Here is a 25,824-nt window from a genome sequence, read left to right as displayed (position 1 = left end):
GAATGCTGACGAACCCCACCCTCGACCAGATGCAGGCCCTCGGTCTGGCCGGCATGGCCACCGCCTGGCGCGAACTGGCCGAACAGAACAACGCCAACGAGCTCAGCCGCGACGAGTGGCTCGGCCTGATGCTCGACCGCGAGGTCGCCATTCGGGCCGACAAGCGCGTCCGGAACCGGCTCGCCTCAGCCAGGCTGCGCTTTCCCGAAGCCTGTATCGAGGACATCGACTTTGCCGCGCCGCGCGGCTCGACCGGCGCAGCACCATGGCGCTCGCCCAGGGCGAATGGCTGAAAGCGCATGAGAACCTGATCGTCACCGGCCAGACCGGAACCGGCAAGTCGTGGCTGGCCTGCGCCTTCGGCCGGCAAGCAGCACGGCTCGATCATTCCGTGCTCTATGTGCGCGTGCCGCGCCTGTTCGAGGATTTGGCGCTCGCCTGTCTCGATGGTCGCTTCCCACGCCTCATCGACAAACTCACCCGCGCGCAACTGCTCATCCTCGATGACTTCGGAACCCACTCCCTTACCGACCAACAGCGTTTCCATCTGTTCGAAATCGTCGAGGAACGCTATCGCCGCAAATCCACCCTGATCACCACCCAGGTCCCGGTGGCCAGATGGCATGGACCTGATCGCGGACCCCACCGTCGCCGACGCCATTCTCGACAGGATCGTGCACAACGCCCACCGCATCGTGCTCCAGGGCGACAGCATGCGAAAGCAAAAGGCCGCACCCTCTTGACCGGCGTCGAAAACGGCGAAATCAATCATCCATAAACGCAACAAGGCACCCGAGGACCGTCGCCGCCAAACTGTCCCGACATTAGCGAAACCACTGTCCGGGAATTGGCGGAACCCCTGCCCGGCTTTTGCGAAATGCGCACCCGAGCAAGGACTTACGCACGGTGCGGGGAAAATTAGCCCCCTTGCTACTGCTTGGAAATTCCCTTCGGCGCCCGCACCTCATCCATGCCCCTTTTCCGCAGTGAAGGTGCCTAGGTGTTTGACGCGCGGACGGGCTCGAACCCCGCGACCTCCGGCCTGACAGGCCAGTGAAATACCGAAAAGTTTCAATGACAGTTTCGAATCCTAGTCGCCCCGAATTCAACGGAACGTGAAAAGTTGAAACCGAAAACCATGCCCTCTGAGTGGTAACGGGAGTCCGTTTCCTCGCGCCTCCCATTCCAAGTCCCTTTGTGTGGACTGAATATCCCGCGGGGGGCGAGGACGCCGTTTGTTCGCGGCACGAATTGCAACGGGTGGTCATTGGCGTGGCTTTGAACTTGCAGTACAGATTTCCCGCGGCAGGGGGAAACCATGAAAATTGATATCGCAGCTATTTCACTGGACGTGAAGAACTTCCGCCACGCCGAAGTATCAGATGAGCGGGACGCTCTGCGTATTCTGATCGGCGATGAGAGGTCCCACAAAATATCCAGGCTGGCGCAAGACATTGTCGAGCAAGGAATGCTTGATCCATCATCGCTTCTGATTGTCACAGAGGACACTGCGCATCCCGGCAAATATATCGCTCTGGAGGGCAATCGGCGCATTACCGCACTAAAGACGCTTGCCTCCCCTGAACTATCACAAGGCTTTGTATCATATCCGATTTTCAAAATGCTCAGCGGCAGGTTCTTATCCCAAGGTATAACGCAGATCGATTGCGTTGTGCTTTCCAGGAAGGAGGCTGCAGTCTGGATAAAGCGGAAGCACTATAAGGGCGTCGGTGGTGAAGGTGTCATCCAGTGGGACGCCGTGGCGACGGCGCGTAGCGATGCCGCTGAAGGCAAATACACTCGTTGGATGACCGCCTTGGCGTTCTTGGAGGAGAACGGCGTGGATGCCGAGGATATCCGCGATCGGATCCGCAGCAAGACCACAACCGTAGAGCGGGTTCTTACCTCAAGCGCGATGTCGAGCGTCTTGGGCGTAACCTTCAAGAAAAACGCCATCTCGGCCGAGACTGGGGATACCAAGGGCCTGGTATCTTTGCTTGGCGACATCATGGAGGCCATGGCCGATACTTCGTTTAAGGAACCGTTGGTCAGCACTGTTGCGCAGCAGGAGGCCTGGCTAAATGGCTTTGCTGCTGGGGGTTTGAAAAAGCCGGCCCAAACGCCTTCTCCCAGCGGTACGCCAGCAAACCCATCCACTCCCCAGTCGGGACAGGGTGCGGCTGCCGGAAAATCGACATCCGCCCAACCGCAGACCGCACAACCTCAGGGCACGACGTCATCCACCGGCAGCTCGAAGAGGCCCTCGGTGGGGAAGCCACGGCAGTACCTGGCCAAAAAAGGTTTGCGAATCCGGAACGCGAACCTCAACAAGCTGTATCAGGAGCTGGCGAAGCTTAAGGTCGACACACATCCGTTCGCCGCCGCATCGATGATCAGAGTCTTCCTCGAAAAGGCAACCGTTGTATTCCTCGAGGATATGAATGTACCGACTCTCAGCGGTCAGCAGGGTGCATGGCATAACGACTTCAGTGTGAAGCTGCGGTCAAAAGTGGAAGCCGCCCTCAAACAGATCGATCCGTCAGCGGCGGATGCCCGTCTGCAGTATGCCAGGCAGGTCGCGAAAGGCACCGCTGACGCGCTCCATGGCCTCGATCAGCTTAACCGCGCAATACATGACAACACTGCCCTGCCAGCTCCCAGTGAATCCATCCTGATATGGGACCGATATCACGATTATTTCGCAGCGATGTTCGATGTGCTTGAAAACGCAGGCAAATAATGCTGGCCGAGAGTGGTACTCTAAGGTATGCAACCTCCATGCAATGGAGGTAGCGATGTCGAGTTTTTCGCCTTTAAGGTACCCGGGTGGCAAAGGGACGCTTGCCCCATATGTCCGGGAGTTGCTTCATCTAAATGGCCTGGCTGGCGGCGAGTACGCCGAGCCTTTTGCTGGCGGCGCTGGCGTAGCCCTAGATTTGCTCTACTCCGGATACATCTGCCACATCCACATCAACGATATAGATCCCTTCATTCACGCCTTTTGGCACGCAGCGATCTATGAGACGGAACGCTTCGTTGAGAGAATTCGATCCGTCGAGTTGAGTGTCGAGACGTGGCTGGAGGCCCGAGAAAAAAAGCGGTTCCCAGACCTTCACGAAACATTCGAACTCGGCTTTGCAGCCTTCTTGATGAATCGCACGAACCGTTCCGGTATTTTGAACGGCGGACTGATCGGGGGACTTGCGCAATCCGGGGCGTGGAAACTCGACTGCCGGTTCAATCGCGATGACCTCGCCGACCGAGTTCAGCGTCTGGGCTTCTTCCGATCTTGCATCTCCTTGTCAAGGCAGGACGCAATCGAGTTTCTCTTAGAAAAATCCGCAGCTTTAGGGTCGCGCGCGCTGTTTTACATCGATCCCCCGTATTACGTGAAAGGTGCCTATCTCTACGAGAACCACTATTCGCATCATGATCACGTCGCTCTTTCGAAGGTGATCGCTGAGATCCGACAACCTTGGCTTGTCAGCTACGACAACGCACCGCAGATACGCAACATTTACCGCGGCATGCGGCAGGAACAATTTGATATAGGCTATAGCGCCCGCAACCACGGTCTTGGCGCCGAAGTAATGGTTTTCTCCCCTGGTTTGGAAACCCCCGCTCGCGTCTATTCCAGCCTCAAAAAGAAAAGGGAGCTAGCCGCGTAGCTCCGCAGCAGGTTGAAAAACCATCGGCATTGTCAGCTTGGGAAGCTGACAAGCTACCATTACATCATACCCGCATAGCGCAACATACTGTCCCGCTATCAGCCTCAAAGCCTTGCGCAGCAAGGGATCAAGGGTGCATAGTTATTCACAGACGCGCACCCAAGCACATAAGAAAGGGGTGCAATTTCTGTGAAAAAAATGTTCACCGACTTAGCCGTGCGCTCTCTTCCCCGAAGGGACGTACTTTGACACAAAGACACTCGGCTTCGCCATCCGGGTGGGAACGAACCGCAAAACGTAGCTGGTAGTCAAGGGGCCGCGTGAGAAACGCGTACAGGAGATTATCGGCAATTACCCCGACCTTGGCCTCGCAGACGCCCGTAAGAAGGCGCCGGTGGCCCTGGGAAGCCCGCCGGCACCCAAAGAAGCCCCGACGTTCCCCGAAGCCCTCAAGAGCTTCCTAGCGGCCGGCAAATGGCGACCGCGCACCAAGATCGTGATGGAGAGTATCCGTCACTTCTCCTGGACCAGAGCGATCGACAAAATCACTGAGAACGCCCTTGCTGCAATTGAGGCACCGAGCGCCAGGGCTCACACACTCAAAGACCTCGCGCGTTCTTCAACTGGACAGTACCGGCTATCTCAAATTCTCGCCTTGCCAGGGAATGAAAACTAGGCGGCCCGCGCGAGTCCTGTGCGTGTGCGGTGTTTGCAACGATCTCCACGCTGAACAGCGAGGCGGCCATGGTAAGCACAAGAAACTCGTCAATTAACATGAAGTTGAGAATCCCCAGTCAAATTGACTGGGGATTCTTATGGCGTAGTCTAATCAGTTCCACCCAATTCCTCTCTAGCAAATGCTATCGAAAGCTTCTTATTGGGAGTGAGGTCTAACACGCCCTCATTGTTGCTGTAGACTCGCATAAATCCCACGCCGACCATGTCATCAACGTGCTGCCCTGATACCTCCAAACGAGCGTCCGGCTCATTGCCTGTCAGGAAAATGTATGCGACAAACTTGTTAGGTCCTCCTGACACACGTAGCGCCGTCTCAATCTCTCCCACAAACCAGGGACCCCGAATTTCCATCGTTATTAGCTCCTAGCCCAGTTGACTAAGTAATTTTGCATACTTTACTTGAGACCGCAAGACTGTCCACTCAAAAAGAATTGAACTATTAAAGACACAAGCGGCCACCTTTTCTTGCAAGCAGAAACCCCGACGCGGGGGGGGGCATGCTATGCTTTTAATGTTATCTTTCACCAACAGTCTGCAAGCTCTGCGGCGTCGAGATCGTATTGATCTATGAACACGGTGGCATTCTTTAGCTCGCATTCATTCTTCAGATGATAGCGGGCTGACTTGTTTGGTTGTGAAGTAGGCTTCCGCCTCGAGTCACCCCCCAGGTGTAGTGAAACCTTTTCATATTTCGATGTACGCGCTCTGTCGGGACTAATCGACCTCCGCTACTAAATGAATTTGCTTGACACGCTGTAGAGCAGCTAATCGGCTGACATTTGACAGAACGTGGCGAAATATTCGGCCGTGTTGAGCCATAAACAACGTTTGCGTTCAGCTTGGGAATCTAGCCCTTTCGGGCCGATTCCAATGACTTGCCCCGTAAAACAAGCGAAAAGTCGCTTGTATGATGTCAAAGGGTTACGGTCGAATTGTAAAACCGTCGCGGCATCACCACAGGTACTTTTCAGTCTCGGCAATGAACCGCGTGAACTCACGTTCGAGCTCAAAGACCGCCTCGCCTCTCGTGCCGGCCGTTCCTTGCTGCCCGCCGTGAAGGCGTAAGCGCGGATCGGAGGTCGAGATCGACCACGACCAGGTTCCTTCGCGAGAACCCCACTGGTTCTTCAAGATGCGCCCGACGGAAGACTGCAGAAAACTCGCGGTAAAGTCGTATGGCGCCGTTTCCCCGCCTATGACGGTTCGGTCCCAATCCAACCAGACACGAGCGCCTCGCTCTCGGATGAATTTGAACGCCTCGACAGGGTCCTCGAAAGTAGCAAGCTCAGTGTTGCCGTCGACCACTTCGAATTGTGGGAAGCCAGCCCGGCGAATGCCCTAATCTTCGGCGAGTTCCAATCGCCCGACCTGGCGGCACGGTGCTGCTTGATCGAACCATGGTCGCAGGCGAGTGTTCCACCAAGAACAACAAAAAAGCCCGCCGCACCTCTCGGTGCGGCGGGCTTCGCGTGCAGAGTTCGTGTCAGTCGTAGACCTTGACGATCTTGCGCGTACCCGGATCGACCAAGACGGTTCGTCCGTCGACGACGACATAGCGGTATTTGACGTTGGGGACTTCATGAAGCTCGACTGTGTCCGGAAGGGGCGAGCCGATGTTGAGCTCCACTCCAGGAATCTTCACCGAAGCGAGCGGCTGCTTCTTCACGTATTCCTTGATGACCGTTTCCTGCTGCGGTTCGATGATCACGTCCTGCGCGGCAGCGGCACCGATGCCGGCCAGCAGCAGAAATCCCGCGGCTGCGGTGGAAAGATGCATTCTCATAGCCGTCTCCTTGTTGAGATTTTGCCAGGACGCAGCTTCATCGCGCCAAGCTCACCTAAACGCGAGCCAACCAAGGAACGTTCCTCGATGCGGCTTAGACAACTAGACCGTCAGACTTAAGTCTGGCCTGCCTGCGCAATGGTCCGGTGCACAGGACGCGGCGGGAACAGCCGCAGCCTCTTTGTAGTTGGTAGCGTCATCTCCGGGAGGAGATTCGGCGCATAAATAGTCCCTTCATGCGCTGAAAGGGTCCGCTGGCCATTGCTGGATTTGGCAGGCGGACCCTTAGTTTCCCGAACGCTCCGGATCGTCGCCGAAGCCCAGCAGTGGGAGTACATAGGAGATTAAGCTGGGCGTCCTGCTATGGCTCAAATTACTTCGATCGACGAGGGAGCCTTGACTTGGTGGCCCATGGGAGCGGCTGGGAGAAGTAACGGAAGACAAAAAAGGGCGTAGGTTAGCTTTTGACAGAGTCGCATATCGGGTGGGCAATTTGGGCATTATCAAATGCATTGCCTCCGCCCTCACGAACCCGGTGCTTATGGTCAATGTGCATTGAGTTTCTGTGAACCATCGCACCACACAGCCCGCACTTCGGCGCGCCGGCGACGGCGGTATTGATGAACGCGGCCGATTTGGTGCCCTTGTTGAAACCGCTCTTTTTCTCCGACGCTTCGTTTGGGCCTCGAAGCAATGGCGGCTTGGCCGGTAGCACGTACTGAAAGTTCGGGTCTTCCGAAAACTGGGCAAGGATCTCCTCCCCGGTTTTCCCGGTCTGAAAGGCAAGCAGTACGGTCGACAAGTAGAGCACCAGCTGCGGGACGCTTCGCTCACCGGCACCGAACTTGTGAACGGTAAGACTGACGTGCTCCTTGTGGTGAAGCAGGAAAGCTTCGAACTTGGCCCGCGAAGCTAGGAATTCCCGAACCCTCCCCGAGCTAATGATGCCGTCGATGAAGCGAGACGTTGCGAAGAACGCAGACGGTTGAAAGGCGCCGGTGCGGGTGTAGAAATAAACGACCGGGTGGAGCCCGTAAGAGCTGGACTGGTCGCCAGTGATCCGCTCGATGAGCTTATTGGTTTTCTCCAGGTAATGAATGGTCTCGGCCCCGTCCGTCTCTTCTGGTAAGCTGGGCTCGGATTTCCGTTTCCCATCTGGGACTGCGACCTTGTTGACCTGGTTGATGAGGTCAAAAACGAACGGCAAGGCGTTGTAGCCCTTCCCTGCCACTGGCAAATCCAGCGTCCGTACCGGGCCTTCATCGATTGGCGGCTCATACAACGCTTGATAGATGCTCTTCCCCAGCTCCTTGATACGGGTTTGCTTAATTGGATTGAATGGCGACCAATACTGATGCCCAGTGCCGGCACGAGTCACTGCTCTTGCCGCGATGGCGCTGGCCGATTTTCTTGACCGGAGTATCCTTTTCTCAGTCGGATTAATGGGTGTTGCCGCCTCATTGATTTTGAAGAACGATTTTTCGGCCACCTCGCGATCGACAGTGGGCACCCACTGCGCGGTGACATATTGTTTGGCGAGGTTGTTGTAACGGATTTGCATAGGTGGTGGCAGGGCGCCGGGGTTGTTCCGCGCGCCGACGTACTCGCCATAGCTGCCCACAGAAGCCTTGACGAGCTTGCGGGTGCGGTCGGCAATGCGCCTTTGGTCGTCCGAAACACGTCCGCCGAAGTAATCAAGCGATTTGCGGCTATCGCCGTAATCATCCAACACCCAAGCAAGAAGGGCGCTCAGACGATGAGCGCCATCGATCACAAATGAAAAGTTTCCCGCCGACCACAGGATGACCGCAGGAATCAGCTCGGCGTCTACGAATGACCTGATGAGGTCGACAACCTTGTCCGGCGTCCAGTCCGCCGTCTCCCGCTGGAAGTCAGGTTTCCGGAGCCGCGTGGCAAAAAAGTGGTTGTCGAGGTGGTGGATGTCGATGCGTTCCTGGCCACTTCCTCCGGGTCGATCGCCGCCACCTTCAATGAAAAAGTCCTCGCGCGGAATAAGTGCGTCGAGATTTACTACGTTCGTGGCCATCGTTCCCCCGGTAGGCCTCTTCTGGCGCCTATGCTGTCCTCATATCATAAATACCTGCCGTGTCTTTGCTTTCCGCCAGCTTTTTGAAACGCTAAAGGACGCCACCGCCGGCTCAATGTGATTCGCTTTGATGGCCTATGAAAAACCGCTCCATTCACTAAATCGTGTCGACAAGGCCGGCAGGAGTCTGACCTCGGGTTTTTCAGGGGCAACAGACGACCTGGCAGCCGCTGTAGGTGAATCGTTTTCAGTAATGCTGAACCATCGAGCTTCCCACAGCTATCCGCTGAACGCACTTCACATGACGCTCCGCAACCGTGCTCGCTCGATAGATCCAGTCGCATCGACGGGCCAGAGGCTTAAACGGCTCGACTCGATACTTCGGAAGTTGCGAAGAAATTCGTCTATGCAACTCTCTCAAATGCAGGATGTCGGCGGTTGCCGTGCAATTGTCGACAGCATCGAAAGCCTTCACGATCTGGTGGATCATTATGGCCGGAACCCACTACAGCACGAGCTAAGCCACTCAAAGAATTATGTTGATTTGCCAAAGGGGGACGGCTACCGCGGAGTGCACCTTATGTATCGCTACCATGGCAGGGCATCTTCATCGCCCTGGGATAAGCTGCGAATTGAGTTGCAGCTGCGAACCAGGCTTCAGCACGCTTGGGCGACTGCCGTCGAAACTGTCGACGCATTCACGGGCGAGATGTTAAAGTTTGGAGGCGGACGAGAAAACTGGCGCCGCTTCTTTCTCCTCGCGCGTCAGCGTCACACTCGTTTCTTGAGGGTACCCCGCTACCAACAAACGTCTCCCACGACCTATTTACGATTCGCGACGAGCTCAAGTCTCTCGCGAAGTCGCTGGATGTGGTCGCGAAGCTACAATCGTTTTCGCGTGTTACAAGCTACCTGCAAGGAGATCAACACGGTGAGAACCTTTGGTACGTACTCGAACTCAAGCCCGACAATGCAGAAGTGGTCGTAACCACCTTCGAGCGGGAGAACTTCGCCGAGGCGAGACGAATTGTAGCCAGTCGTGAAAGAGAATTTGAGAATACCAATAACCAGGTGGTGCTGGTGTCGGCGTACTCAGTTTCGGAGTTGCACAAAGCCTACCCGAACTATTTTGCGGACACACGGTTTTTCTTACGACACCTTGAGAGGTTCACAGCGGAGGCGTCCGACCGCAGGAAGCCGGCTACTTGGACGACTGGGTCGTAGGCGTACTCGTCCCGACCCCACACCCGCCACTTTTAGCCCCAGCAACGCAACCATACCCCAGGCGGTGATCTCGACCAGCCGGCGCCTGACGCTCTTCCCTGGCTCCGCACTGATGTCAATCGACGGGACATGCTTCAGATAGAGGTTCGCTTCCGGCGCGGTGTCCTCCGGACCAGGATCAATTCCGCTCGCCTCCATCATGCGCCGCATGAGCGCGCGGCCCGCGGCGTTCTCGTCCAGACCAGCATGGTATTTCTTCCTCAGGGGTGTCGACTCAAGCAGCGGACGCATTGCCAGTCGCGCGACGGAACAACCGCCTGTATTTAAGGTAATGTTATGTTGAAGTTGGACGGCGGAAATTGGCAGACATGTAAGATTTTGATTCTAAACGGTAATTTCTGGTTCCCGCTCATGGGCTCGAACCACGATTCACGCCTTCAAAGGGCGCTGTCCTACCATTAGACGAAGCGGGAGAACGCTGACCGCTGGTTAGCATCCCGGGATGAAGGAAGCCAGTGTCGGCGTGGAGGCAGCCGCGCGAGGTGCCGAGCGCGGCCTACTCGGTCTTGAAGCGTGCCACCGACATGAACTTGACGGCCTTGCCGGTGAACCGGTTGGCGTCGGCCATCTCGTTGCCCGGCTGGAAGCCTACCGTATAGACCTCGCTTGGCGCCGTACGGACGAAGTCGTAGGCGTAGCGCGGCGCCGTTGTCGCATCTGAAACGGTTGCTACATACTCACCGCTGTGCAGCGCCCAACGGGCGGCCTGCGGCGCGGCGGCGACCACCACCGGCTTGGGGCCGGGTTTCAGGTCGCGGGCGGTTGCCCTGGGTTCCTTGCGTGTGGTCTTCACGCCTGCACCGATGACGGCAGCCGGATCGGAGCCGGCCGGGCGGGCAACGATGGCCTCGCGCGGCGATGCCCCGTCGTTCGATGCCCGGTCGTCGCTAGCCGGTTCCTCGAACACCGATGCTTGCTCGGAAAGCGATGCGACCTTGTATTCGTCGGTCGCGCTGACCCTTTCCAGAACGGCCTTGACCTCGTCGGGCTGGGAAGTGTCGGGCCGCGCCGACGGCAATACCGAGAATGCGTCGGTGGCGGTGTTGCTCCGCTCTGCCGCACTCGCCAGCGCCAGCAACACTTGCTTGTCCTGCGGCGCAAGACCCGCCGGCGACAGGTCGGCCGGCAGCGAATGATCGGGCCGCCAGCTCGGCACGGGAATGTTGTTTGCCGCGACCTGCACCGAGCCGGCCGCAGCAGACGCGTCTGCCATGCCGAACGGAACATTTGCCGGCGCCACGCTTGCCGGCGCTTGCGCGGTCGCCACCGCCTGTTCAGTCGATCCAGCCGCATCCGCCACGCCGAACGGAACGTTTTCGGGCGGCTGAGCGCCGACGTCGGTCTTCGGACGCGGAGCAAAATCCGGCAGCGGAATGCTGCGCGCCGGCAATGCCGCGATGATCGTCTCCGGCGTGTCGTTCTCCGGTTCAGGCGCCGGAGCATCGGCGACTTCCGGAATCTCGGCGCGCTTGGCATCCTGAGGCGCCACGATGGCAATACCAGGCAGGTTGCTGCTCTTGGCGGACGGCGCCGGCTTCACGTTACGGGGCTTTGGTGCCGGCTCGGCCATCGCCACATCGGCGCTGTCGTCCGCCTCGTCGTCGCCACCGCCGAACAAGGCTGCCAGGAACCCGTGGGATTTTTTGCCGCCGCTTGCGCTGGCCAGTTCAATGGCAGGCGCGCCGGCGCCCTTGCGGGCTTTGTAGGAGGCGAGCGCCTGTTGATAACCCGGCAGCGGCTTGCCGTCGCTCGGCACATGCAGCGTCTTGCCGTTGGGGAACACGCGCGCCAGTTCCTGGCGGCTGATGCCGGGCCAGTGGCGCACATTGCCGACATCCATATGCACGAAGGGCGAGCCGGAGCTGGGATAGTAGCCGACGCCGCCGCCCTGCATCCTGAGGCCGATATCACGCAGCTTCTTCAATGGGACACCGGGAATGTAGAAATCCATCGCCCTGCCGAGCATGTGCTGGCTCTTCTCGGCGACGCCCCTGCTGCGGCTGCGCAGCATCGAATTCGTGGCCGGCGAACGATAGCCGCAGACGACCTGGATGTAATCGGTGGCGCCGCTCTCCCGGTACGCTTCCCAGACCAGATCCAGCAGGCGCGGATCCATCTTGGTCGGCTCGTTGCGACGCCAGTCGCGCAGGATGATGTTGATCTTTCGCAAGCCCGCCTGATCGTAGCGGCCGTTGCGCTTGTAGACGATCTCCGCCTTTTCATGCGTGTGGAGATGATAGAGCTTCAGCGAACGTGTCTCGGCGCTGGCGCCGGTTGCCGCCGCTGCAAGGAACCCCACGGCAACAATCACCGCTGCCAGCCATCTCGGCCAGACGCTCATGTGATAATGCCGCCCGTTTTCGTGTCGTTCGATTCTGTTCAAATCAAAAGGCCTTGCAGGCTGCCGTTTTGTCCCCGGATTTGACCAAACGGATGCGTGGTGTGTGCATCCGAATATCGATCCTAATGGTTAATCATCGCTTATTGAAGCCGAAATGCGGTAACACGGTGGCGATATCCCGCCAAAAATATTGCGCCGGATATCTTGGTAAACCGCTGGTTTAGATCATGTTTTGGCGCCAGCTCGAAACACGATCTGTTACCGTCCGCCTTAATACGTGAACACTGTGGCGAACACATCATTTCGAGGCGCAGTTGCGTGGAATGATGTCCGGATGCGAACCGGCTTGGCCCTGTAACTCACGAAGCGAGCCGTTCGACGCGGCCGGTTTCCGGGTCGATGCCGTATTCCTTGAGCTTGCGGTAGAGCGTCGACCGACCGATGCCGAGGCGGCGGGCGACTTCGCTCATCTGGCCGTTGTAGTGATCGATGGCGAGCTTGATCATTTCGAGTTCGACGTCGGCCAGCGCACGCACATTGCCGCGCTCGTCGAGCGCCCGCAGCGTGCCGAAACGAGGCTCGGCCGGTGCATCGGCGTCGGCGGCTGCGATGCCGCCAGCGGCCGATATGTTATCACGCGGCAGGCTTCCCGAAGCCAACCCGGAAACTGGCCACCCTGAAGCTGGCCCCACTGAATTGGGCAAGGCGATACCCGAATCGAGATTGACCGTGCCCTCGACCTGCGCCCGGATCTGCGGGAATTCCTCTTCGGTCAGCATGTCGCCGTCGGCGAGCACCGAGGCCCGGAAGACGGCGTTTTCGAGCTGCCTTATGTTGCCCGGCCAGTCATAGGCCTGCAGCATGGCAAGCGCCGCAGCCGAGATGCCTCGCAGGCGGCGGCGCGGATCGGCGGGCGCCACCTTCTCCATGAAGTGCTCCACCAGATAGGGGATGTCGTCGCGACGGTCGCGCAATGGCGGCACGAAGATTGGATAGACGTTCAGCCGATAGAATAGGTCCTCGCGGAACTTGCCGTCCTTGACCTGCTGCAGCAGGTTGCGATGGGTTGCCGAGATCAGCCTGATGTCGACCCTGACGGTCGCGCGCCCGCCAACCGGATCGACCTCGCCGTCCTGTACCGCGCGCAACAGCTTGACCTGCACGTCGAGCGGCAGGTCGCCGATTTCGTCAAGGAACAGCGTGCCGGTGTGCGCTTCGACGAACTTGCCGGTATGTTTTTCGGTGGCGCCGGTGAACGAACCCTTCTCGTGCCCGAACAGAATCGATTCGACCAGATTGTCGGGGATGGCGCCGCAATTGACGGTGACGAAAGGTTTCGAGCGGCGGTCGCCGCTGCCCTGGATGGCGCGCGCCACCAGTTCCTTGCCGACGCCGGATTCACCTTCGATCAGGATCGGAATGTTGGACGCCGCCGCCTTGCGGCCGAGCCGAATCACCCGATCCATCGCCGGACTGTGGGTGATCATGTCCTTGAACGTCAGATGGCCGCCGCGATGTCGTGACGAGCGCTTCACCTCGCCTTCGAGCGCTTCGACCTTGAGGGCGTTGCCGATCGACGCCTGCAGCCTGTCGGGGGAGGCCGGCTTGACGACGAAGTCGAAGGCGCCGTGACGCATTGCCGAAACGACGGTTTCGATGCCGCCCTGCGCGGTCTGCACGATGACGGGGATGTGGATGCCGCGCTCGCGCATCGCCTTCAGCACGCCGATGCCGTCGAGCCCGGGCATCATCAGGTCGAGGATGACCACCGACACGTCGCGCGCATTGGGTCCGTCGACAAACTCGAGACCCGCCTCGCCGCCATCGGCGACGATCGCGGTGTGGCCGAATTTCGTCACCGCCGCCTCGAGCAGCCTGCGCTGCACGGGATCGTCATCGACTATGAGTATGGAAGCTGCCATGACTGATCCGACCGTGCCCGCCCGAGAATGCGCCCTATGGATCATCTTGGCACAGGGTTCTAAATAAGCTTTCAAAAAACCCGGTGAATGAATTCCTTAGGATTTGACCGGCTTCTCGTTTCCTCGAATTTTTGTGTCTGGAAGGATCGGCAATGCGCATGGTTTTTGCTCGAAAGCTGGCGGCGGCGCCCGGTCAGGGCGTGGCGGAGCTTGGCGATCTGCCGGAATGGAATCTGGCCGATCTCTATTCGGGCATGGAAGCGCCCGAGTTGAAGCGCGACATCGCCAAGGCCGCCGCCGATGCCGTCGCCTTCGAGAGTCGTTGGAAAGGCACGCTCGCCGCCGAGGCCGGGCGTGGCAGCGCCGGCAGGCTTGGCGCGGCGCTTCAGGCCTATGAAGCGCTGGAGGAGCTGATCGGCCGCATCGTCTCCTATGCCGGGCTTGTCTATGCCGGCGACACGTCGGATCCGCAGCGCGCTAAGCTCTATGGCGACATCCAGGAAAAGATGACCGATGCCAGCGCCCACCTGCTGTTTTTCGCGCTCGAGCTGAACCTCATCGACGATGGCGCGATCGAAAACGCCCTCGCCACCGATCCGGCCTTCGCCCATTACCGGCCCTGGGTGGTCGATCTGCGCAAGGACAAGCCCTATCAGCTCGAAGACCGCATCGAGCAGCTCTTCCATGAAAAATCGATCACCGGGCGCGGGGCCTGGAACCGCCTGTTCGACGAGACGATGACCGATTTGCGCTTCGACGTCGACGGCGAGGAGCTGACGCTGGAGCCGGCGCTCAATCGCCTGCAGGACGCGGACAGCGAGGTGCGCCGCCGGGCGTCCGAGGCGCTGGCCACTACCTTCCGCAAGAATTTGCGCGTTTTCACGCTGGTCACCAATACGCTGGCCAAGGACAAGGAGATCTCCGACCGCTGGCGCGGCTTCGAGGATATTGCCGATTCCCGCCATCTCGCCAACCGAGTCGAACGCAGCGTGGTGGATGCACTCGCCGCCGCGGTTCGCGACGCCTATCCGCGCCTGTCGCATCGCTATTATGCGATGAAGGCGCGCTGGCTCGGCATGGAGGTGATGAACCACTGGGACCGCAATGCGCCCCTGCCGGAGACCCCGCAGGCGGTCATCGGCTGGGACGAGGCCAAGAACACCGTGCTTTCCGCCTACCAGCGCTTTTCGCCCGACATGGCGGAGATCGCCAGAACTTTCTTCGACCGCAACTGGATCGATGCACCGGTGAGACCCGGCAAGTCGCCTGGCGCCTTCGCGCATCCGACCGTGCCTTCGGCGCATCCCTATGTGCTGCTCAACTACATGGGCAAGCCGCGCGACGTGATGACGCTGGCGCACGAGCTCGGCCACGGCGTGCACCAGGTGCTGGCCGGCGGCCAGGGCGCCTTGATGGCGTCGACGCCGCTGACGCTGGCCGAAACGGCATCGGTGTTCGGCGAGATGCTGACCTTCCGCTCGCTGCTCGAGCAGACCACCGACAAGCGCGAACGCAAGGCCATGCTCGCCCAGAAGGTCGAGGACATGATCAACACCGTCGTGCGCCAGATCGCCTTCTACGAGTTCGAGCGCAAGGTGCATGCCGAGCGCAAGAGCGGCGAATTGACCTCCGACAAGCTCGGCCAGTTCTGGCTGGAAGTGCAGGCGGAAAGCCTCGGGCCGGCGATCAAGCTGCGCGAGGGGTACGAAGTTTTCTGGACCTATATTCCGCATTTCATCCACTCGCCTTTCTACGTCTATGCCTATGCATTCGGCGATTGCCTGGTGAACTCGCTCTACGCGGTCTACCAGAACGCCGAGCGCGGTTTTCAGGAGAAATATTTTGCCATGCTGCGCGCCGGCGGCACCAAGCATCATTCCGAGCTTCTGGCGCCGTTCGGCCTCGACGCGGCCGACCCTGCCTTCTGGCAAATCGGGCTTGGCGTGATCAGCGGACTGATCGACGAGCTGGAAGCACTGGACAATTGATGCGCAACACCGGGTGATGCGCAACACCGGATGACCGGGTTTTCCAGAACAGTTTAGCTGCAATGCATATTGGCGGTGGTTCTATTCTTGTCTTGGTTATTTGTTCTTAAATAACTTTCCATGGAAGTTTTCCGTTAGATTCCCGTAAGCTGTATGATAGCGTCCGCCCTCAAGCTCAGCCGGGCACGAATGGGCCTGGTCGGAAAGTCCCGACCGGTCATGGCGTGTCGGCGGATGCGACAATGGCTGTTGGCCAGGGGCAAACCGGTCGCCGACAGCTCGATCGAAGCCGGCTGTTCTGCAAATTGCGGAACCACCATCGAATGGTCCTTCGCCGAGGTCATGGCTCTACAGGCCAGGGCGGACGGATGGGACTGGAGAGAGAAAGACAATGGGCACTTTTTTCTACATGCTCCTGGCGTTCCTGGTAGGTGTGTTGGTTGGCTGGTTCATTTGGGGACGCCTGCGTGGCGAGCTCGACAGTTTGCGCGGCGATCTAGACCGCACGCGCAGCGAACGTGACAGATTGCGGGCCGATAGCGACCGTCTGACCGGTGAGTTGGATGCATGCGGCCGCGCCCGCGCCGATCTCGAACGCCGGCTGGGCGAGGCGAAAACCACCCAGGCGCCAACCGCGAAGGCGGCAACAGCCAAGGCGCCAGCCGCCAAGACCGGCGCGACCAAAGCCGCGATGCAGGCGCCGTCAACCCTGATGTCGACATCCGCACCGGCCAAACCGGCGCCGAAGAAATCTGCAACGGCGAAGGCCGCCACCGCGCCACGCGCAAGTGCCGCGAAAACGGCAACGCAGAAACCGCCTGTATCGAAGGCGAGCGCCGCGCCCAGGACCGCGCCGGCGGCAAGCAAGGCTGCGCCAATTGCAAAGAAAGCCGCGACCGGCAAGGCAACAGCCACCGCGGCAGGCAAAGCCAACGATCTGCGTCGCCTGATCGGCATCGGCCCGACCAACGAGCGGCTGCTCAAAGGGCTTGGCGTCACGACCTATGCCCAGATCGCCGCCTGGACGCCCGACGATGTCAAGCGGATCGAGGCGACGTTGAATTTCGACGGCCGCATCGAACGTGAACGCTGGATCGAGCAGGCGAAACTGCTTGCCGCCGGTGACGAGAAGGAATTTGCGCGCCGCTTCCCGACCGCGGGGGAAGCCAGCAACACCTGACCCATCGCGAGGTGGCATTTTGGAACAAGGCGGCGCCCACTGGCGCCGCATTTGTTTTTGCCTCGCGCCTTTGCGTCTTGAGACGCCGCTCCCTCGATTGCACACGGTCGAGCCCCCATATAGATCGATCGCTGGTGACCGCAGCATTCGAGCCTTATGCCCCTGCCCTTTGCAATTTTCCGGAACGACGAGACCGCGCGTCAGCTCGTTTTCGACCGGCCGGCCGAGATAATCGCAGCGCATGGCGAGGCGGACTTTTTGCCGGCCCTGGAAGCCGCGCAGGCAGCACATGACGGCGGCAAATGGCTGGCCGGCTATTTCTCCTACGAGGCCGGTTACCTGCTCGAACCCAAGCTCGTTCCGCTGCTGCCGGCCGGCCGCCGCGCCCCGCTTTTCTGCCTCGGCGTGTTCGACGCGCCAGTCGAAGAGACGGTCGCGCCAGGCGATCTGCCGGTTAGCAACGGCCCAATCTTTGACGCCAAGGCAGCCTGGTCTTCGGACGACTACGCCAAACGCTTTGCCAGGCTGCATGACCATATCCGCAAGGGCGACTGCTACCAGGGCAATCTGACCTTTCCGGTCCACGCACAATGGTCGGGCGATCCACTGGTCGCCTTCAACGCGCTGACCGAACGCCAGCCGGTGAAGTATGGGGCGCTGGTCGCGCTCGGCGATCCGATCGTCTTGTCGCGTTCGCCCGAACTGTTCTTCGAGGTGGACGCGGAAGGCATGATCGAGACGCATCCGATGAAGGGCACCGCGCCGCGCGGCGCAACAAAAGCCGAGGACGATCGCCTGAAAGCATTCTTGCGCAACGACGAGAAGAACCAGGCCGAGAACCGGATGATTGTCGATCTCCTGCGCAACGACATCTCACTGATCAGCGAGGTTGGCACGCTCGATGTGCCGGAGCTTTTCCGCATCGAGAGCTACCCGACCGTCCACCAGATGGTGAGCCGCGTGCGGGCGAAACTCTTGCCCGGCCTCACCATCCGCCAGATTTTCGCCGCGCTGTTCCCCTGCGGCTCGATTACCGGCGCACCGAAGATCCGCGCCATGGAGATCCTGCGCGAGCTGGAAGGTGGCCCGCGCGATGTCTACTGCGGCGCCATAGGCTGGATCGCGCCCGGCGGCCGGATGCGCTTTTCGGTGGCGATCCGCACCATCTCGCTCTTTGCCAATGGCGAGGCGGTCTACAATGTCGGCGGTGGCGTCGTCTTCGATTCGACAGCCGAAGAGGAGTACCAGGAGTGTCTGCTGAAAGCCCGTTTCGCGACGGGAACACTGCCGATTTCGAACTGATCGAAACAATGCGCTGGGAACCCGGCCCAGGTTTCCTCCGTTTAGACCGCCATCTCGCGCGGCTCTACGGCTCGGCAAACGAACTCGGCTTCGCCTGCGATCCGCAACGGGTCGGCGAAGCGCTGATGAATGCGGTCGGCCGCCACCACATCGCGTTGCGCACCCGCCTCGTCCTGTCGCGCAATGGCGAAGCAGCGGTTTCGGTGCAGCCCTACGAGCCGCTCGCCGCAGACAAGGTCTGGACCCTGCAGCTGGCACGGGTGCGGCTTGATTCGAGCGACACGCTGCTGCGTCACAAGACCAGCCGCCGACAAACCTATACGCGCGCCCGCGCCGAATATCTGGCCGGCCGGGCCGACGAGGTGCTGCTCGCCAATGAGCGCGGCGAAATCTGCGAGGGCACGATCACCAACGTCTTTGCCGATTTCGGCGACGGCGTGCTGGCCACGCCGCGGCTCGATTGCGGCCTGCTGGCTGGCGTCCTGCGCGGCGAACTGCTGGATCAAGGCCGCGCCGGTGAAGCGGTCTACACGTGGAACGAACTGAAATCGGCCAAGGCGCTGTTCGTCGGCAACTCGCTGCGCGGATTGATCCCGGCGCGGCTGGGCTGAAGCATCGGAGACAACAATGTTCGTGGTTTCGCTGAACTACAAGGTGCCGCTGACCGAGATCGACCGCCTGCAGCAAGCGCATGTCGAGTGGCTGAAGGCCTGCTATACGCAAGGTATCTTTCTCGCCTCCGGGCCAAAGCGGCCAAGGACCGGCGGCATCATCATTGCGCGCGGTTCACGCGAAGTGCTCGATGCCAGACTGGCGGACGATCCCTTCGCCAAGGCAGGTGCCGCCGATTATGAAATCACCGAATTCACGGCGAGAATGGCCGCTGCCGCACTGGAAGCCTACAAAGAAGCATGAGTTTCCGCCCACCGACTCACACACCCTATGACGGCTCCTCGAAATTGTTCACCATCGGGTTGAAGCCGCTCAGTCTCGATAGATGGATCGAGGTCGACGAATATCTGCTGCCCTATCTTGCCGAGAAACGCCGGCTTTACACGGAAATTCCAGACAAGGTTTTTGTCGAGGAGCAAGCAACGCGCGACGCCCAGCGCGAAGTGCTCGATCTGCTCGGTGTGCATCTGGCGGCGAACTTTCCTGAGACCCACAGGCGTGCCGACAATGCGATCGAGGTGATCGGCAGCACCGACAATCTCGAAGGCTCGGGCGCCGCAGCTTCTTGCAGCGATGCGCCGCTTGTCGCGGCCTCGTTGCTCGTCCAGGAGGATTTGATCCTGATGCGCCGCGACGAGAGCGGCTGGCGTCTGGCGGCCGGCTCGCTCTGCTTCCCGTCGTCATGGTCGCTGATCGAAAAATTCGGCAAGCCGCTGCAGCAGATCCACGCGCCGGTACCGGGTTTCGGTCCAGGCACACGCCCGGCCGATCTCATCAACCGCATGTTCGATGGCCTCCAGGGCCAAGCCGTCGAGCGCTACAACTGGTCGATCCAGGCGGGCGACGCACTCTACCATCCGCTCTCCAACATCGAACGCATCGACCGCGCCAGCAATCGCCCGTCGAGATTCCCGGACGGCGACATCGACGCTCATGCTTTCATCCGCGTCGAGCGTCAGACGCTGAGAAAGCTCCCGGTCTCGGGCGACATACTCTTCACCATCCGCATTCATCTCGACCCGTTCGCCGTGCTGGAGCGCCACCGCGACCGCGTGGCGCTCGCAGCGTCCTTTGCCGAACAACTTCTGGCGCTGGACGAGGCACAGCTCGACTACAAGGGGATGACCACCGACCGTGACAGGTTGGTCGAGCGGCTCGGGGCGCTGGCGCTGTCCTAGTACTACAGTTGCTAGAGCAGTTCGTCGTTTCACGGAAGCGCCGAACCGCTCTATCTCTTTGTCCTTGCTTGTTCTTGCGCAATTCCGGACGGAAAACCGTTTCACACTTTTCCTGGGATTCCCTAAATCGCAGCCACGCCCAGCAGCAGGATCGCGGACATCGCGGTAAAGACGGTGACGTTGACATCCCACCGCCAGCCCGCCGGTCCAAACGGCGGCCGGAACGGCAGATAGCCGTTCTCATCATACAGCACGCCGCCATACATCGGCCGCGAGAGCATGGCCGCGAAGAATGCTCCATACATGGCCGCGGCCAATCCGCCCGCGAGATAGAGCCGCTCGGCTTCGAGTTGCCCCTTGATCCAGATAAGTCCGAGCGCAATCAGCGCCACTCCGGTATAGCTCAACACCTGCCAGACGACGTGAAACCGGGCGTGGGGAGTCCAGAGCGGATTGGTGGCGTGGGTGGCGTTCAAGTCGGCTTTGATCGTCACCACACCGTAGCCCACGGTCGCGACGCTCAGCAGAATTCGAGCAAGCAAATGACTGTCGTAAGCGAGTTCCATCGCATTTTCCTCCCTTATGCAGGAACGACTTGAATGGCGCCCTGGGCACAGAAGAGCTGCCCATCGGCCAGCCGCGCATAATTATGAACGATCCCCTCCTCGTGGTCCTGCAACTGCACAATGAAGTTGCCGCTCTGCTCCGTCCAGCTCGCGAGCACGAGATTCGGGCGCACGCTGATCAGGCCGACGTTGACCACCTCATCGATTTCGGTGGTCCCGATCGACGCCTGGATATGCAATTCCTGAGGCGAGAGAAACGTCAACCGCGGTACGAAGGGGCCGAAAACGCAGTCGAAAGTCTTGCCGACGAGCGAGGCTGGAAAACCATCCGTTTCTGCCATCATCCTCTCCTTGGGCATGGCCGCTGCGGCCACGCCATTTGACGATCTTCAATGTCTAGTCGCAAAAATCCTCAGAATAAATGTTCTTGGAGCGCTCCAAGAGACACGATCCGCCAATTCCGATTTTGAGTCAATAAAATTCTTGGAGCGCTCCAAAAAATGGTCTACCTCAGGGAAAACGAGTGAATCGCCAATGCCCACCCTAGCCGATGTCGGCAAGGCTGCCGGAGTTTCCCGGGGGACTGTCTCCAACGTCTTCAACCGGCCGGAGCTGGTCAGGCCTGAATTGCGCGAGCGCGTCGAAGCGGCCGCGCGAGCGCTCGGGTTTGGCGGCCCCGATCCGAAAGGACGATTGCTGCGGGACGGCAAGTTCAATGCCATCGGGTTCATGCCGCCTGGCGCCTATGCCATCTCCGAAGTGATGAGAAGTCCATACGGCCGCGAGCTGGTGCTCGGCGTTTCGCTCGCCTGCGACGAGGCTGGAACGACGCTCAGCCTTGTAAACGGCACCGACAACACGCGCTTCGCCAGCATCCGCGATGCCCTGGTTGACGGCTTTATCCTTGGTCACAGCGCCGACATTGGTCTCATAGTTTCGGTCCAGAGACGCCGTCTGCCCTTCGTCATTCTCGAAAGCGACGCAGGTCCCGATATCAACTCGATAAAGATCGACGGCCGGAGCGGCGCGGTTGCTGCAGTCCGGCATTTGACCGGGCTGGGGCACCGGCATTTTGCCATCCTTTCGGTGCGCCGGACTCCCGGCCCCCCGATTGTCCACATGCCAGGCCAGGCAACGCGCCGGCTTCTGGCCGGCTTCCCGCTCGACGATGAAAGGCTCGACGGTTTCAAACAGGGTTTGGCGGAGGCGAATTTGTCAATCGATAATGTCCCGATCATCGAGACGATCCCAGGCGAGCCATCTGCCGGAGCAGTGGTGTTCGACAGGGTGCCTGAAGCAACCGCGATCCTGACCATGTCGGATTGGCAGGCGATCACGATATTGGACGAGGCGGTTCGCCGCGGCATAGACGTGCCGGGCCACGTATCGGTCGTCGGCTTTGACGGCACCGCTGAATCCGCACGCACCACGCCTCCGATGACTACTGTCGCGCAAGACGTGATCGGAAAAGGCAGGCTTGCCGCCCGAATGGTTCTTGACAATGAAGCCCCCCGCCAGGTCGTTCTGCCGGTAGAACTGGTGGTTCGAGCCTCCACAGCCGCGCCGAGGACAAAAATCCGCTGAAACGGGCGGATGCGGCATCCGCACCAGGGGCGGCGTCGCAGCTTTTTTTCGCTGAGCAGCGTCTGGTGCTGGACGAGGCACAACTTGACTAAAAGGGCCTGACAGCCGACCGTGACTGCTGGCGGACGACAACTCTAACTTGTGGCTTGGGGAGCAATGATCCAGCATCTTAGCAGGCCGGTCACGTTCATGGCCGCGATCCTGGTACTGTCGACAGCAGCCGAGGCAGAGCCGGTGACTTATGCCGGCAAGCTTGGAAAGAGCGATATCGTCGTCGAATTCACCGACGACCCCGCGGCGCCCGGCAGCCCGCTGGCCGGCCGCTATTTCTACCGCTCGAAGGGCGTCGACATCCCGCTGCAGGCCCGGTCCCAAAAGGGCAGCAGGTTCGAACTGGCCGAGGAGGAGGCATGCGGCGCCGATAATTGCAATGGCGGAAAGGCCGCGCCGATCGCCGCCGTGTGGCGCCTGGCCTCATCCAGTAACGGCAAGACACTTGAAGGCAGCTGGAACGGAAAGAGGGCGCTGCCGCTCAGATTGGAGCGGGTCGCAAGTCGGCAGGTGACCGGGAACGAGCCCGGCAGCCCGCTCGATCTCTACGATTTCAGCTTCATGAAGTTCTTCGCCAATGACACGCCGATCACCATGGAGACGTCCCCGTATGACTATCTGCGGCTGAACACTCAGCTTGATAACGGCAAGACGACTGGCTGGCCGGACGCCACCTACCGTTATGTCGTCGACCCCCCCACCAAATTCGCCACGCCGCGCATTGTCGAACTGTCCGGCAACGTTCCGATCGAGGCCGCGAATGCTCTGCTGCAAGACAGGCACTGGCGCGCAAACATCGGCGCACTGGGCTGCGTGGCGGCGCAATATGCCGGTTTCAACGAAGGCGGGCCGATTGACGGCGTGAACGACGGCACGCTCGGAGGCTATGCGGACAGCACATTCGAAGTGAGCTCGCTGACGCCGCTGCTGATGAGCTGGCGGGAGTCCGGCAGCATCTTCTGCGGCGGAGCGCATCCGACCAACTATTCGGACGCCTACATCATGGATGTGCGGCGCGGCGTCCTGCTTGGCCTTCAGGACATTTTCTCGGATACGGTGGATGGCAAGCCCGGTCCTTCCCTCGTCTCCTTGGTCAAGCAGCGGCGCAAGAAACCGACCGACCAGACCGATATTGATCACGAAGCCGAATGCGGTATGGACGATCTCATCGGCGAATATTTGACGGTCAGCCTCTGGCGTGAGGGCGACAAGCAGGTTCTAGTGTTCGGGCTCCAGACCCTGCCGCATGCCATCCAGGCCTGCGCCGACGATCTGCTGGAACTGCCGGTCTCCGAGGCACATGCCCTCTTCAAGCCTGAATTCGCAAGACTGGTCGAGCCGTAGCCGGGATGGCGCGGCGTGAGGCCGGCCGTCCGCTTTTCGCTTTATTGTGACAATGATCTATGGTTTGTCGCGCCGCGGCCAAGCCGCTGTTCCGAAGCGTTTTTTGAGGGAGTAATCGATAAATGGCGAATGAAAACTGGCCCGTTTACGGTGAGATCACCGGCCCTGTCGTGATGATCGGCTTCGGCTCGATCGGACGGGGAACGCTGCCGCTGATCGAGCGCCATTTCAAATTCGACAAGTCGCGCATGACCGTCATCGACCCGCGCGACGCCGACCGCAAATTGCTCGACGAGCGCGGCATCACTTTCATGCAGGATGCAGTGACCAAGAAGAACTACAAGAAGCTGCTGACGCCGCTTTTGACCAATGGCGGCGGCCAGGGCTTCTGTGTCAACCTGTCGGTCGACACTTCCTCGCTCGAGTTGATGAAGCTCTGCCGCAAGCTTGGCGTCCTCTATATCGACACGGTGGTCGAGCCCTGGCTCGGCTTTTATTTCGACGAAAAGGCCGACAACGCCTCACGCACCAATTATGCGCTGCGCGAAACGGTGCGTACTGAAATCGCGAAGAACCCGGGCGGGACCACGGCGATCTCATGCTGCGGCGCCAATCCCGGCATGGTCTCGTGGTTCGTCAAGCAGGCACTGGTCAACCTCGCCACAGATCTTGGCCTCGACTTCGCGGAACCCGCGCAGCACGATCGCGAAGGCTGGGCCAAGCTGATGAAGAGGGCCGGCGTCAAGGGCATCCATATCGCCGAGCGCGACACCCAGCGCACCAAGAAGCCCAAGCCGATGAACGTGTTCTGGAACACCTGGTCGGTCGAAGGCTTCATTTCGGAAGGCCTGCAGCCGGCCGAGCTCGGTTGGGGCACGCACGAGGCGTGGATGCCGAAGAACGCCAAAAAGCACAAGAACGGCTCGAAGGCCGCTATCTTTCTGGAGCAGCCCGGCGCCAACACGCGCGTGCGCACATGGTGCCCGACGGCCGGTCCGCAATACGGCTTCCTGGTGACACATAATGAGGCGATTTCGATTGCCGATTTCTTCACCTTGCATGGCAAGAAGGGCAAGGTGCAGTACCGGCCGACCTGCCATTACGCCTATCATCCCTGCAACGACGCCGTTCTGTCGCTGCACGAGATGTTCGGTGCCGCCGGCAAGGCTCAGCCCGTGCATCACGTACTCGACGAAAACGAATTGGCCGATGGCATCGACGAACTCGGCGTGCTGCTCTACGGCCACGCCAAGAACGCCTACTGGTACGGCTCGCAGCTGTCGCTAGCCGAGGCGCGCAAGCTGGCGCCCTATCAGAACGCCACCGGCATGCAGGTCACGTCGGCGGTGCTGGCGGGCATGGTCTGGGCGCTGGAAAATCCGGAGGCCGGCATCGTCGAAGCCGACGAGATGGATTACAAGCGCTGCCTCGACGTGCAGAACCCCTATCTGGGGCCGGTCAGGAGCTATTATACGGACTGGACACCGCTCGACAATCGGCCTGGTCTGTTTCCCGAGGACCTCGACACCAAAGACCCGTGGCAATTCCGCAACATCCTCGTTCGATAGCAGCGTTGCCTCGACACTCCGCCAGCTTGCAATCGCCCGGAAATCGGGCGATTGAAGAGGGGCGGCCTAGAGCGACGTGCGTCCATTTGGACGCACAAAGTACGCTCCAGCACTTTGAATATGCGCATCGTGCTTTCCGAAAATCGGATCGATTTTCGAGCCGATGCGAGAGGAGAGGATCTTGATGATGACGATTGCGCAAAGACTGCTTTCGGCTGGCATTGCCGCGGCCGCTGCCGTCACGTTGGCGGCCTGCACCACCACCGGCCCGGGCGAGCCACCGGTGATCACCGCCAAAGGGGTCGAAGGCTCCTGGATCGACGCGCAGGGCACCGGCTTATCCACCTTCAAGGGCGGCAGCTTCGCGACCGTCGCCACCGACACCGGCCAGAAGCTTGCCGATGGCAGCTACACCATGACCGGCGGCACCTCGGTCGAGATCCATGGCACTTCGCTGATCCGCCAGACGCCGATCAGCTTCAACTGCTTGATGGTCTCCACCAGCCAGCTCAATTGCACCAGCGCGAGCGGACAGAATTTTGTGCTGACCAGGCGCACCTGAAGTTCGATTCCGAATTGACTTTGCACTAGGCGGCGGCTTCAAGCCG

General features: G+C 60.0%; 19 protein-coding genes, 1 tRNA gene and 1 pseudogene. 14 read left to right on the top strand and 7 right to left on the bottom strand.

What is annotated here, in order from left to right; translation table 11 throughout:
• The first annotated feature begins 2 nt into the window (after positions 1-2).
• The 3 genes and pseudogenes from istB (at position 3) to NMG46_RS06905 (ending at position 3,668) form a co-directional block, all read left to right on the top strand.
• Positions 3-743 (top strand): annotated as a pseudogene (istB, locus tag NMG46_RS29855) (IS21-like element helper ATPase IstB).
• Positions 744-1,318: 575 nt separating this feature from the next.
• Positions 1,319-2,740, top strand: a complete 1,422-nt coding sequence (locus NMG46_RS06910; RefSeq protein ID WP_254816947.1) for a hypothetical protein — start codon at positions 1,319-1,321, stop codon at positions 2,738-2,740.
• A gap of 55 nt (positions 2,741-2,795) precedes the next feature.
• Complete coding sequence (locus NMG46_RS06905; RefSeq protein ID WP_254816946.1) at positions 2,796-3,668, top strand: DNA adenine methylase; 873 nt, start codon at positions 2,796-2,798, stop codon at positions 3,666-3,668.
• Between the two features lie 2,221 nt (positions 3,669-5,889).
• On the opposite strand, the gene NMG46_RS06900 is transcribed toward NMG46_RS06905, so the two are convergent.
• Complete coding sequence (locus NMG46_RS06900) at positions 5,890-6,189, bottom strand: DUF1236 domain-containing protein (protein ID WP_254816945.1); 300 nt, start codon at positions 6,187-6,189, stop codon at positions 5,890-5,892.
• A 457-nt stretch (positions 6,190-6,646) separates the two neighbouring features.
• Positions 6,647-8,236, bottom strand: coding sequence for a DUF262 domain-containing protein (locus NMG46_RS06895; protein WP_254816944.1), 1,590 nt, complete (start codon positions 8,234-8,236; stop codon positions 6,647-6,649).
• A 130-nt stretch (positions 8,237-8,366) separates the two neighbouring features.
• On the opposite strand from NMG46_RS06895, the gene NMG46_RS29850 reads away from it, so the two are divergent.
• Positions 8,367-9,224, top strand: a complete 858-nt coding sequence (locus NMG46_RS29850; protein ID WP_368389278.1) for a RelA/SpoT domain-containing protein — start codon at positions 8,367-8,369, stop codon at positions 9,222-9,224.
• 635 nt (positions 9,225-9,859) lie between these two features.
• Here the strand turns inward: NMG46_RS29850 and NMG46_RS06890 are convergent.
• The 3 genes from NMG46_RS06890 to NMG46_RS06880 all read right to left on the bottom strand — a co-directional run bounded on the left by NMG46_RS06890 (position 9,860) and on the right by NMG46_RS06880 (position 13,783).
• Positions 9,860-9,933, bottom strand: a tRNA-Gln gene (locus tag NMG46_RS06890).
• Positions 9,934-10,016: 83 nt separating this feature from the next.
• On the bottom strand, positions 10,017-11,861 hold the full coding sequence (locus NMG46_RS06885) for a DUF882 domain-containing protein (protein WP_254816943.1): 1,845 nt from the start codon (positions 11,859-11,861) through the stop codon (positions 10,017-10,019).
• Positions 11,862-12,220: 359 nt separating this feature from the next.
• The gene (locus tag NMG46_RS06880; protein WP_254816942.1) at positions 12,221-13,783 is read right to left on the bottom strand and encodes a sigma-54 dependent transcriptional regulator; all 1,563 of its coding nucleotides are present in this window, start codon (positions 13,781-13,783) and stop codon (positions 12,221-12,223) included.
• 152 nt (positions 13,784-13,935) lie between these two features.
• Here NMG46_RS06880 and NMG46_RS06875 point away from each other — a divergent pair, with 152 nt between their 5' ends.
• The 6 genes from NMG46_RS06875 to NMG46_RS06850 all read left to right on the top strand — a co-directional run bounded on the left by NMG46_RS06875 (position 13,936) and on the right by NMG46_RS06850 (position 20,103).
• The gene (locus NMG46_RS06875; protein ID WP_254816941.1) at positions 13,936-15,771 is read left to right on the top strand and encodes a M3 family oligoendopeptidase; all 1,836 of its coding nucleotides are present in this window, start codon (positions 13,936-13,938) and stop codon (positions 15,769-15,771) included.
• Positions 15,772-16,162: 391 nt separating this feature from the next.
• Positions 16,163-16,951: a proton-conducting membrane transporter gene (locus NMG46_RS06870; protein WP_254816940.1), complete on the top strand. Its 789-nt coding sequence runs from the start codon at positions 16,163-16,165 to the stop codon at positions 16,949-16,951.
• A gap of 156 nt (positions 16,952-17,107) precedes the next feature.
• Positions 17,108-18,253 carry an aminodeoxychorismate synthase component I gene (locus tag NMG46_RS06865; protein ID WP_254816939.1) on the top strand — a complete coding sequence of 382 codons (1,146 nt, stop codon included), beginning with the start codon at positions 17,108-17,110 and terminating at the stop codon, positions 18,251-18,253.
• Positions 18,202-18,864 (top strand): aminotransferase class IV family protein, encoded by a 663-nt coding sequence (locus tag NMG46_RS06860; RefSeq protein ID WP_254816938.1) that lies wholly within the window; start codon positions 18,202-18,204, stop codon positions 18,862-18,864. The genes NMG46_RS06865 and NMG46_RS06860 overlap by 52 nt, the downstream gene beginning before the upstream one ends.
• 16 nt (positions 18,865-18,880) lie before the next feature.
• The gene (locus NMG46_RS06855) at positions 18,881-19,168 is read left to right on the top strand and encodes a YciI family protein (protein WP_254816937.1); all 288 of its coding nucleotides are present in this window, start codon (positions 18,881-18,883) and stop codon (positions 19,166-19,168) included.
• On the top strand, positions 19,165-20,103 hold the full coding sequence (locus NMG46_RS06850; protein ID WP_254816936.1) for a DUF3445 domain-containing protein: 939 nt from the start codon (positions 19,165-19,167) through the stop codon (positions 20,101-20,103). Before NMG46_RS06855 ends, NMG46_RS06850 begins: the two co-directional genes overlap by 4 nt.
• A 122-nt stretch (positions 20,104-20,225) precedes the next feature.
• Here NMG46_RS06850 and NMG46_RS06845 read toward each other — a convergent pair whose 3' ends face one another.
• On the bottom strand, positions 20,226-20,669 hold the full coding sequence (locus tag NMG46_RS06845; protein ID WP_254816935.1) for a DUF6640 family protein: 444 nt from the start codon (positions 20,667-20,669) through the stop codon (positions 20,226-20,228).
• A 14-nt stretch (positions 20,670-20,683) separates the two neighbouring features.
• The gene (locus NMG46_RS06840) at positions 20,684-21,010 is read right to left on the bottom strand and encodes a hypothetical protein (protein ID WP_254816934.1); all 327 of its coding nucleotides are present in this window, start codon (positions 21,008-21,010) and stop codon (positions 20,684-20,686) included.
• A gap of 193 nt (positions 21,011-21,203) precedes the next feature.
• Here NMG46_RS06840 and NMG46_RS06835 point away from each other — a divergent pair, with 193 nt between their 5' ends.
• The 4 genes from NMG46_RS06835 (at position 21,204) to NMG46_RS06820 (ending at position 25,778) form a co-directional block, all read left to right on the top strand.
• A complete protein-coding gene (locus tag NMG46_RS06835; RefSeq protein WP_254816933.1) occupies positions 21,204-22,253 on the top strand; it encodes a LacI family DNA-binding transcriptional regulator in 1,050 nt (349 codons plus the stop codon).
• A 156-nt stretch (positions 22,254-22,409) separates the two neighbouring features.
• Complete coding sequence (locus NMG46_RS06830) at positions 22,410-23,648, top strand: hypothetical protein (protein ID WP_254816932.1); 1,239 nt, start codon at positions 22,410-22,412, stop codon at positions 23,646-23,648.
• Positions 23,649-23,770: 122 nt separating this feature from the next.
• Positions 23,771-25,216: a homospermidine synthase gene (locus NMG46_RS06825; protein WP_254816931.1), complete on the top strand. Its 1,446-nt coding sequence runs from the start codon at positions 23,771-23,773 to the stop codon at positions 25,214-25,216.
• Between the two features lie 187 nt (positions 25,217-25,403).
• The gene (locus tag NMG46_RS06820; protein ID WP_254817073.1) at positions 25,404-25,778 is read left to right on the top strand and encodes a hypothetical protein; all 375 of its coding nucleotides are present in this window, start codon (positions 25,404-25,406) and stop codon (positions 25,776-25,778) included.
• Positions 25,779-25,824: the final 46 nt, after the last annotated feature.

The organism is Mesorhizobium sp. LMG 17147, from assembly GCF_024297145.1.
Taxonomy (GTDB): Bacteria; Pseudomonadota; Alphaproteobacteria; order Rhizobiales; family Rhizobiaceae; genus Mesorhizobium.
This window is presented reverse-complemented; position numbering and strand designations above follow the sequence as displayed.

What these genes read in the sequence shown, in the direction of transcription:
- NMG46_RS06910 (WP_254816947.1), top strand. Translation starts at nt 1,319, where the DNA reads ATGAAAATTGATATCGCAGCTATTTCACTGGACGTGAAGAACTTCCGC.
- NMG46_RS06905 (WP_254816946.1), top strand. Translation starts at nt 2,796, where the DNA reads ATGTCGAGTTTTTCGCCTTTAAGGTACCCGGGTGGCAAAGGGACGCTT.
- NMG46_RS06900 (WP_254816945.1), bottom strand. Translation starts at nt 6,189, where the DNA reads ATGAGAATGCATCTTTCCACCGCAGCCGCGGGATTTCTGCTGCTGGCC.
- NMG46_RS06895 (WP_254816944.1), bottom strand. Translation starts at nt 8,236, where the DNA reads ATGGCCACGAACGTAGTAAATCTCGACGCACTTATTCCGCGCGAGGAC.
- NMG46_RS29850 (WP_368389278.1), top strand. Translation starts at nt 8,367, where the DNA reads ATGGCCTATGAAAAACCGCTCCATTCACTAAATCGTGTCGACAAGGCC.
- NMG46_RS06885 (WP_254816943.1), bottom strand. Translation starts at nt 11,861, where the DNA reads ATGAGCGTCTGGCCGAGATGGCTGGCAGCGGTGATTGTTGCCGTGGGG.
- NMG46_RS06880 (WP_254816942.1), bottom strand. Translation starts at nt 13,783, where the DNA reads ATGGCAGCTTCCATACTCATAGTCGATGACGATCCCGTGCAGCGCAGG.
- NMG46_RS06875 (WP_254816941.1), top strand. Translation starts at nt 13,936, where the DNA reads ATGCGCATGGTTTTTGCTCGAAAGCTGGCGGCGGCGCCCGGTCAGGGC.
- NMG46_RS06870 (WP_254816940.1), top strand. Translation starts at nt 16,163, where the DNA reads ATGGGCACTTTTTTCTACATGCTCCTGGCGTTCCTGGTAGGTGTGTTG.
- NMG46_RS06865 (WP_254816939.1), top strand. Translation starts at nt 17,108, where the DNA reads ATGCCCCTGCCCTTTGCAATTTTCCGGAACGACGAGACCGCGCGTCAG.
- NMG46_RS06855 (WP_254816937.1), top strand. Translation starts at nt 18,881, where the DNA reads ATGTTCGTGGTTTCGCTGAACTACAAGGTGCCGCTGACCGAGATCGAC.
- NMG46_RS06850 (WP_254816936.1), top strand. Translation starts at nt 19,165, where the DNA reads ATGAGTTTCCGCCCACCGACTCACACACCCTATGACGGCTCCTCGAAA.
- NMG46_RS06845 (WP_254816935.1), bottom strand. Translation starts at nt 20,669, where the DNA reads ATGGAACTCGCTTACGACAGTCATTTGCTTGCTCGAATTCTGCTGAGC.
- NMG46_RS06840 (WP_254816934.1), bottom strand. Translation starts at nt 21,010, where the DNA reads ATGGCAGAAACGGATGGTTTTCCAGCCTCGCTCGTCGGCAAGACTTTC.
- NMG46_RS06835 (WP_254816933.1), top strand. Translation starts at nt 21,204, where the DNA reads ATGCCCACCCTAGCCGATGTCGGCAAGGCTGCCGGAGTTTCCCGGGGG.
- NMG46_RS06830 (WP_254816932.1), top strand. Translation starts at nt 22,410, where the DNA reads ATGATCCAGCATCTTAGCAGGCCGGTCACGTTCATGGCCGCGATCCTG.
- NMG46_RS06825 (WP_254816931.1), top strand. Translation starts at nt 23,771, where the DNA reads ATGGCGAATGAAAACTGGCCCGTTTACGGTGAGATCACCGGCCCTGTC.
- NMG46_RS06820 (WP_254817073.1), top strand. Translation starts at nt 25,404, where the DNA reads ATGACGATTGCGCAAAGACTGCTTTCGGCTGGCATTGCCGCGGCCGCT.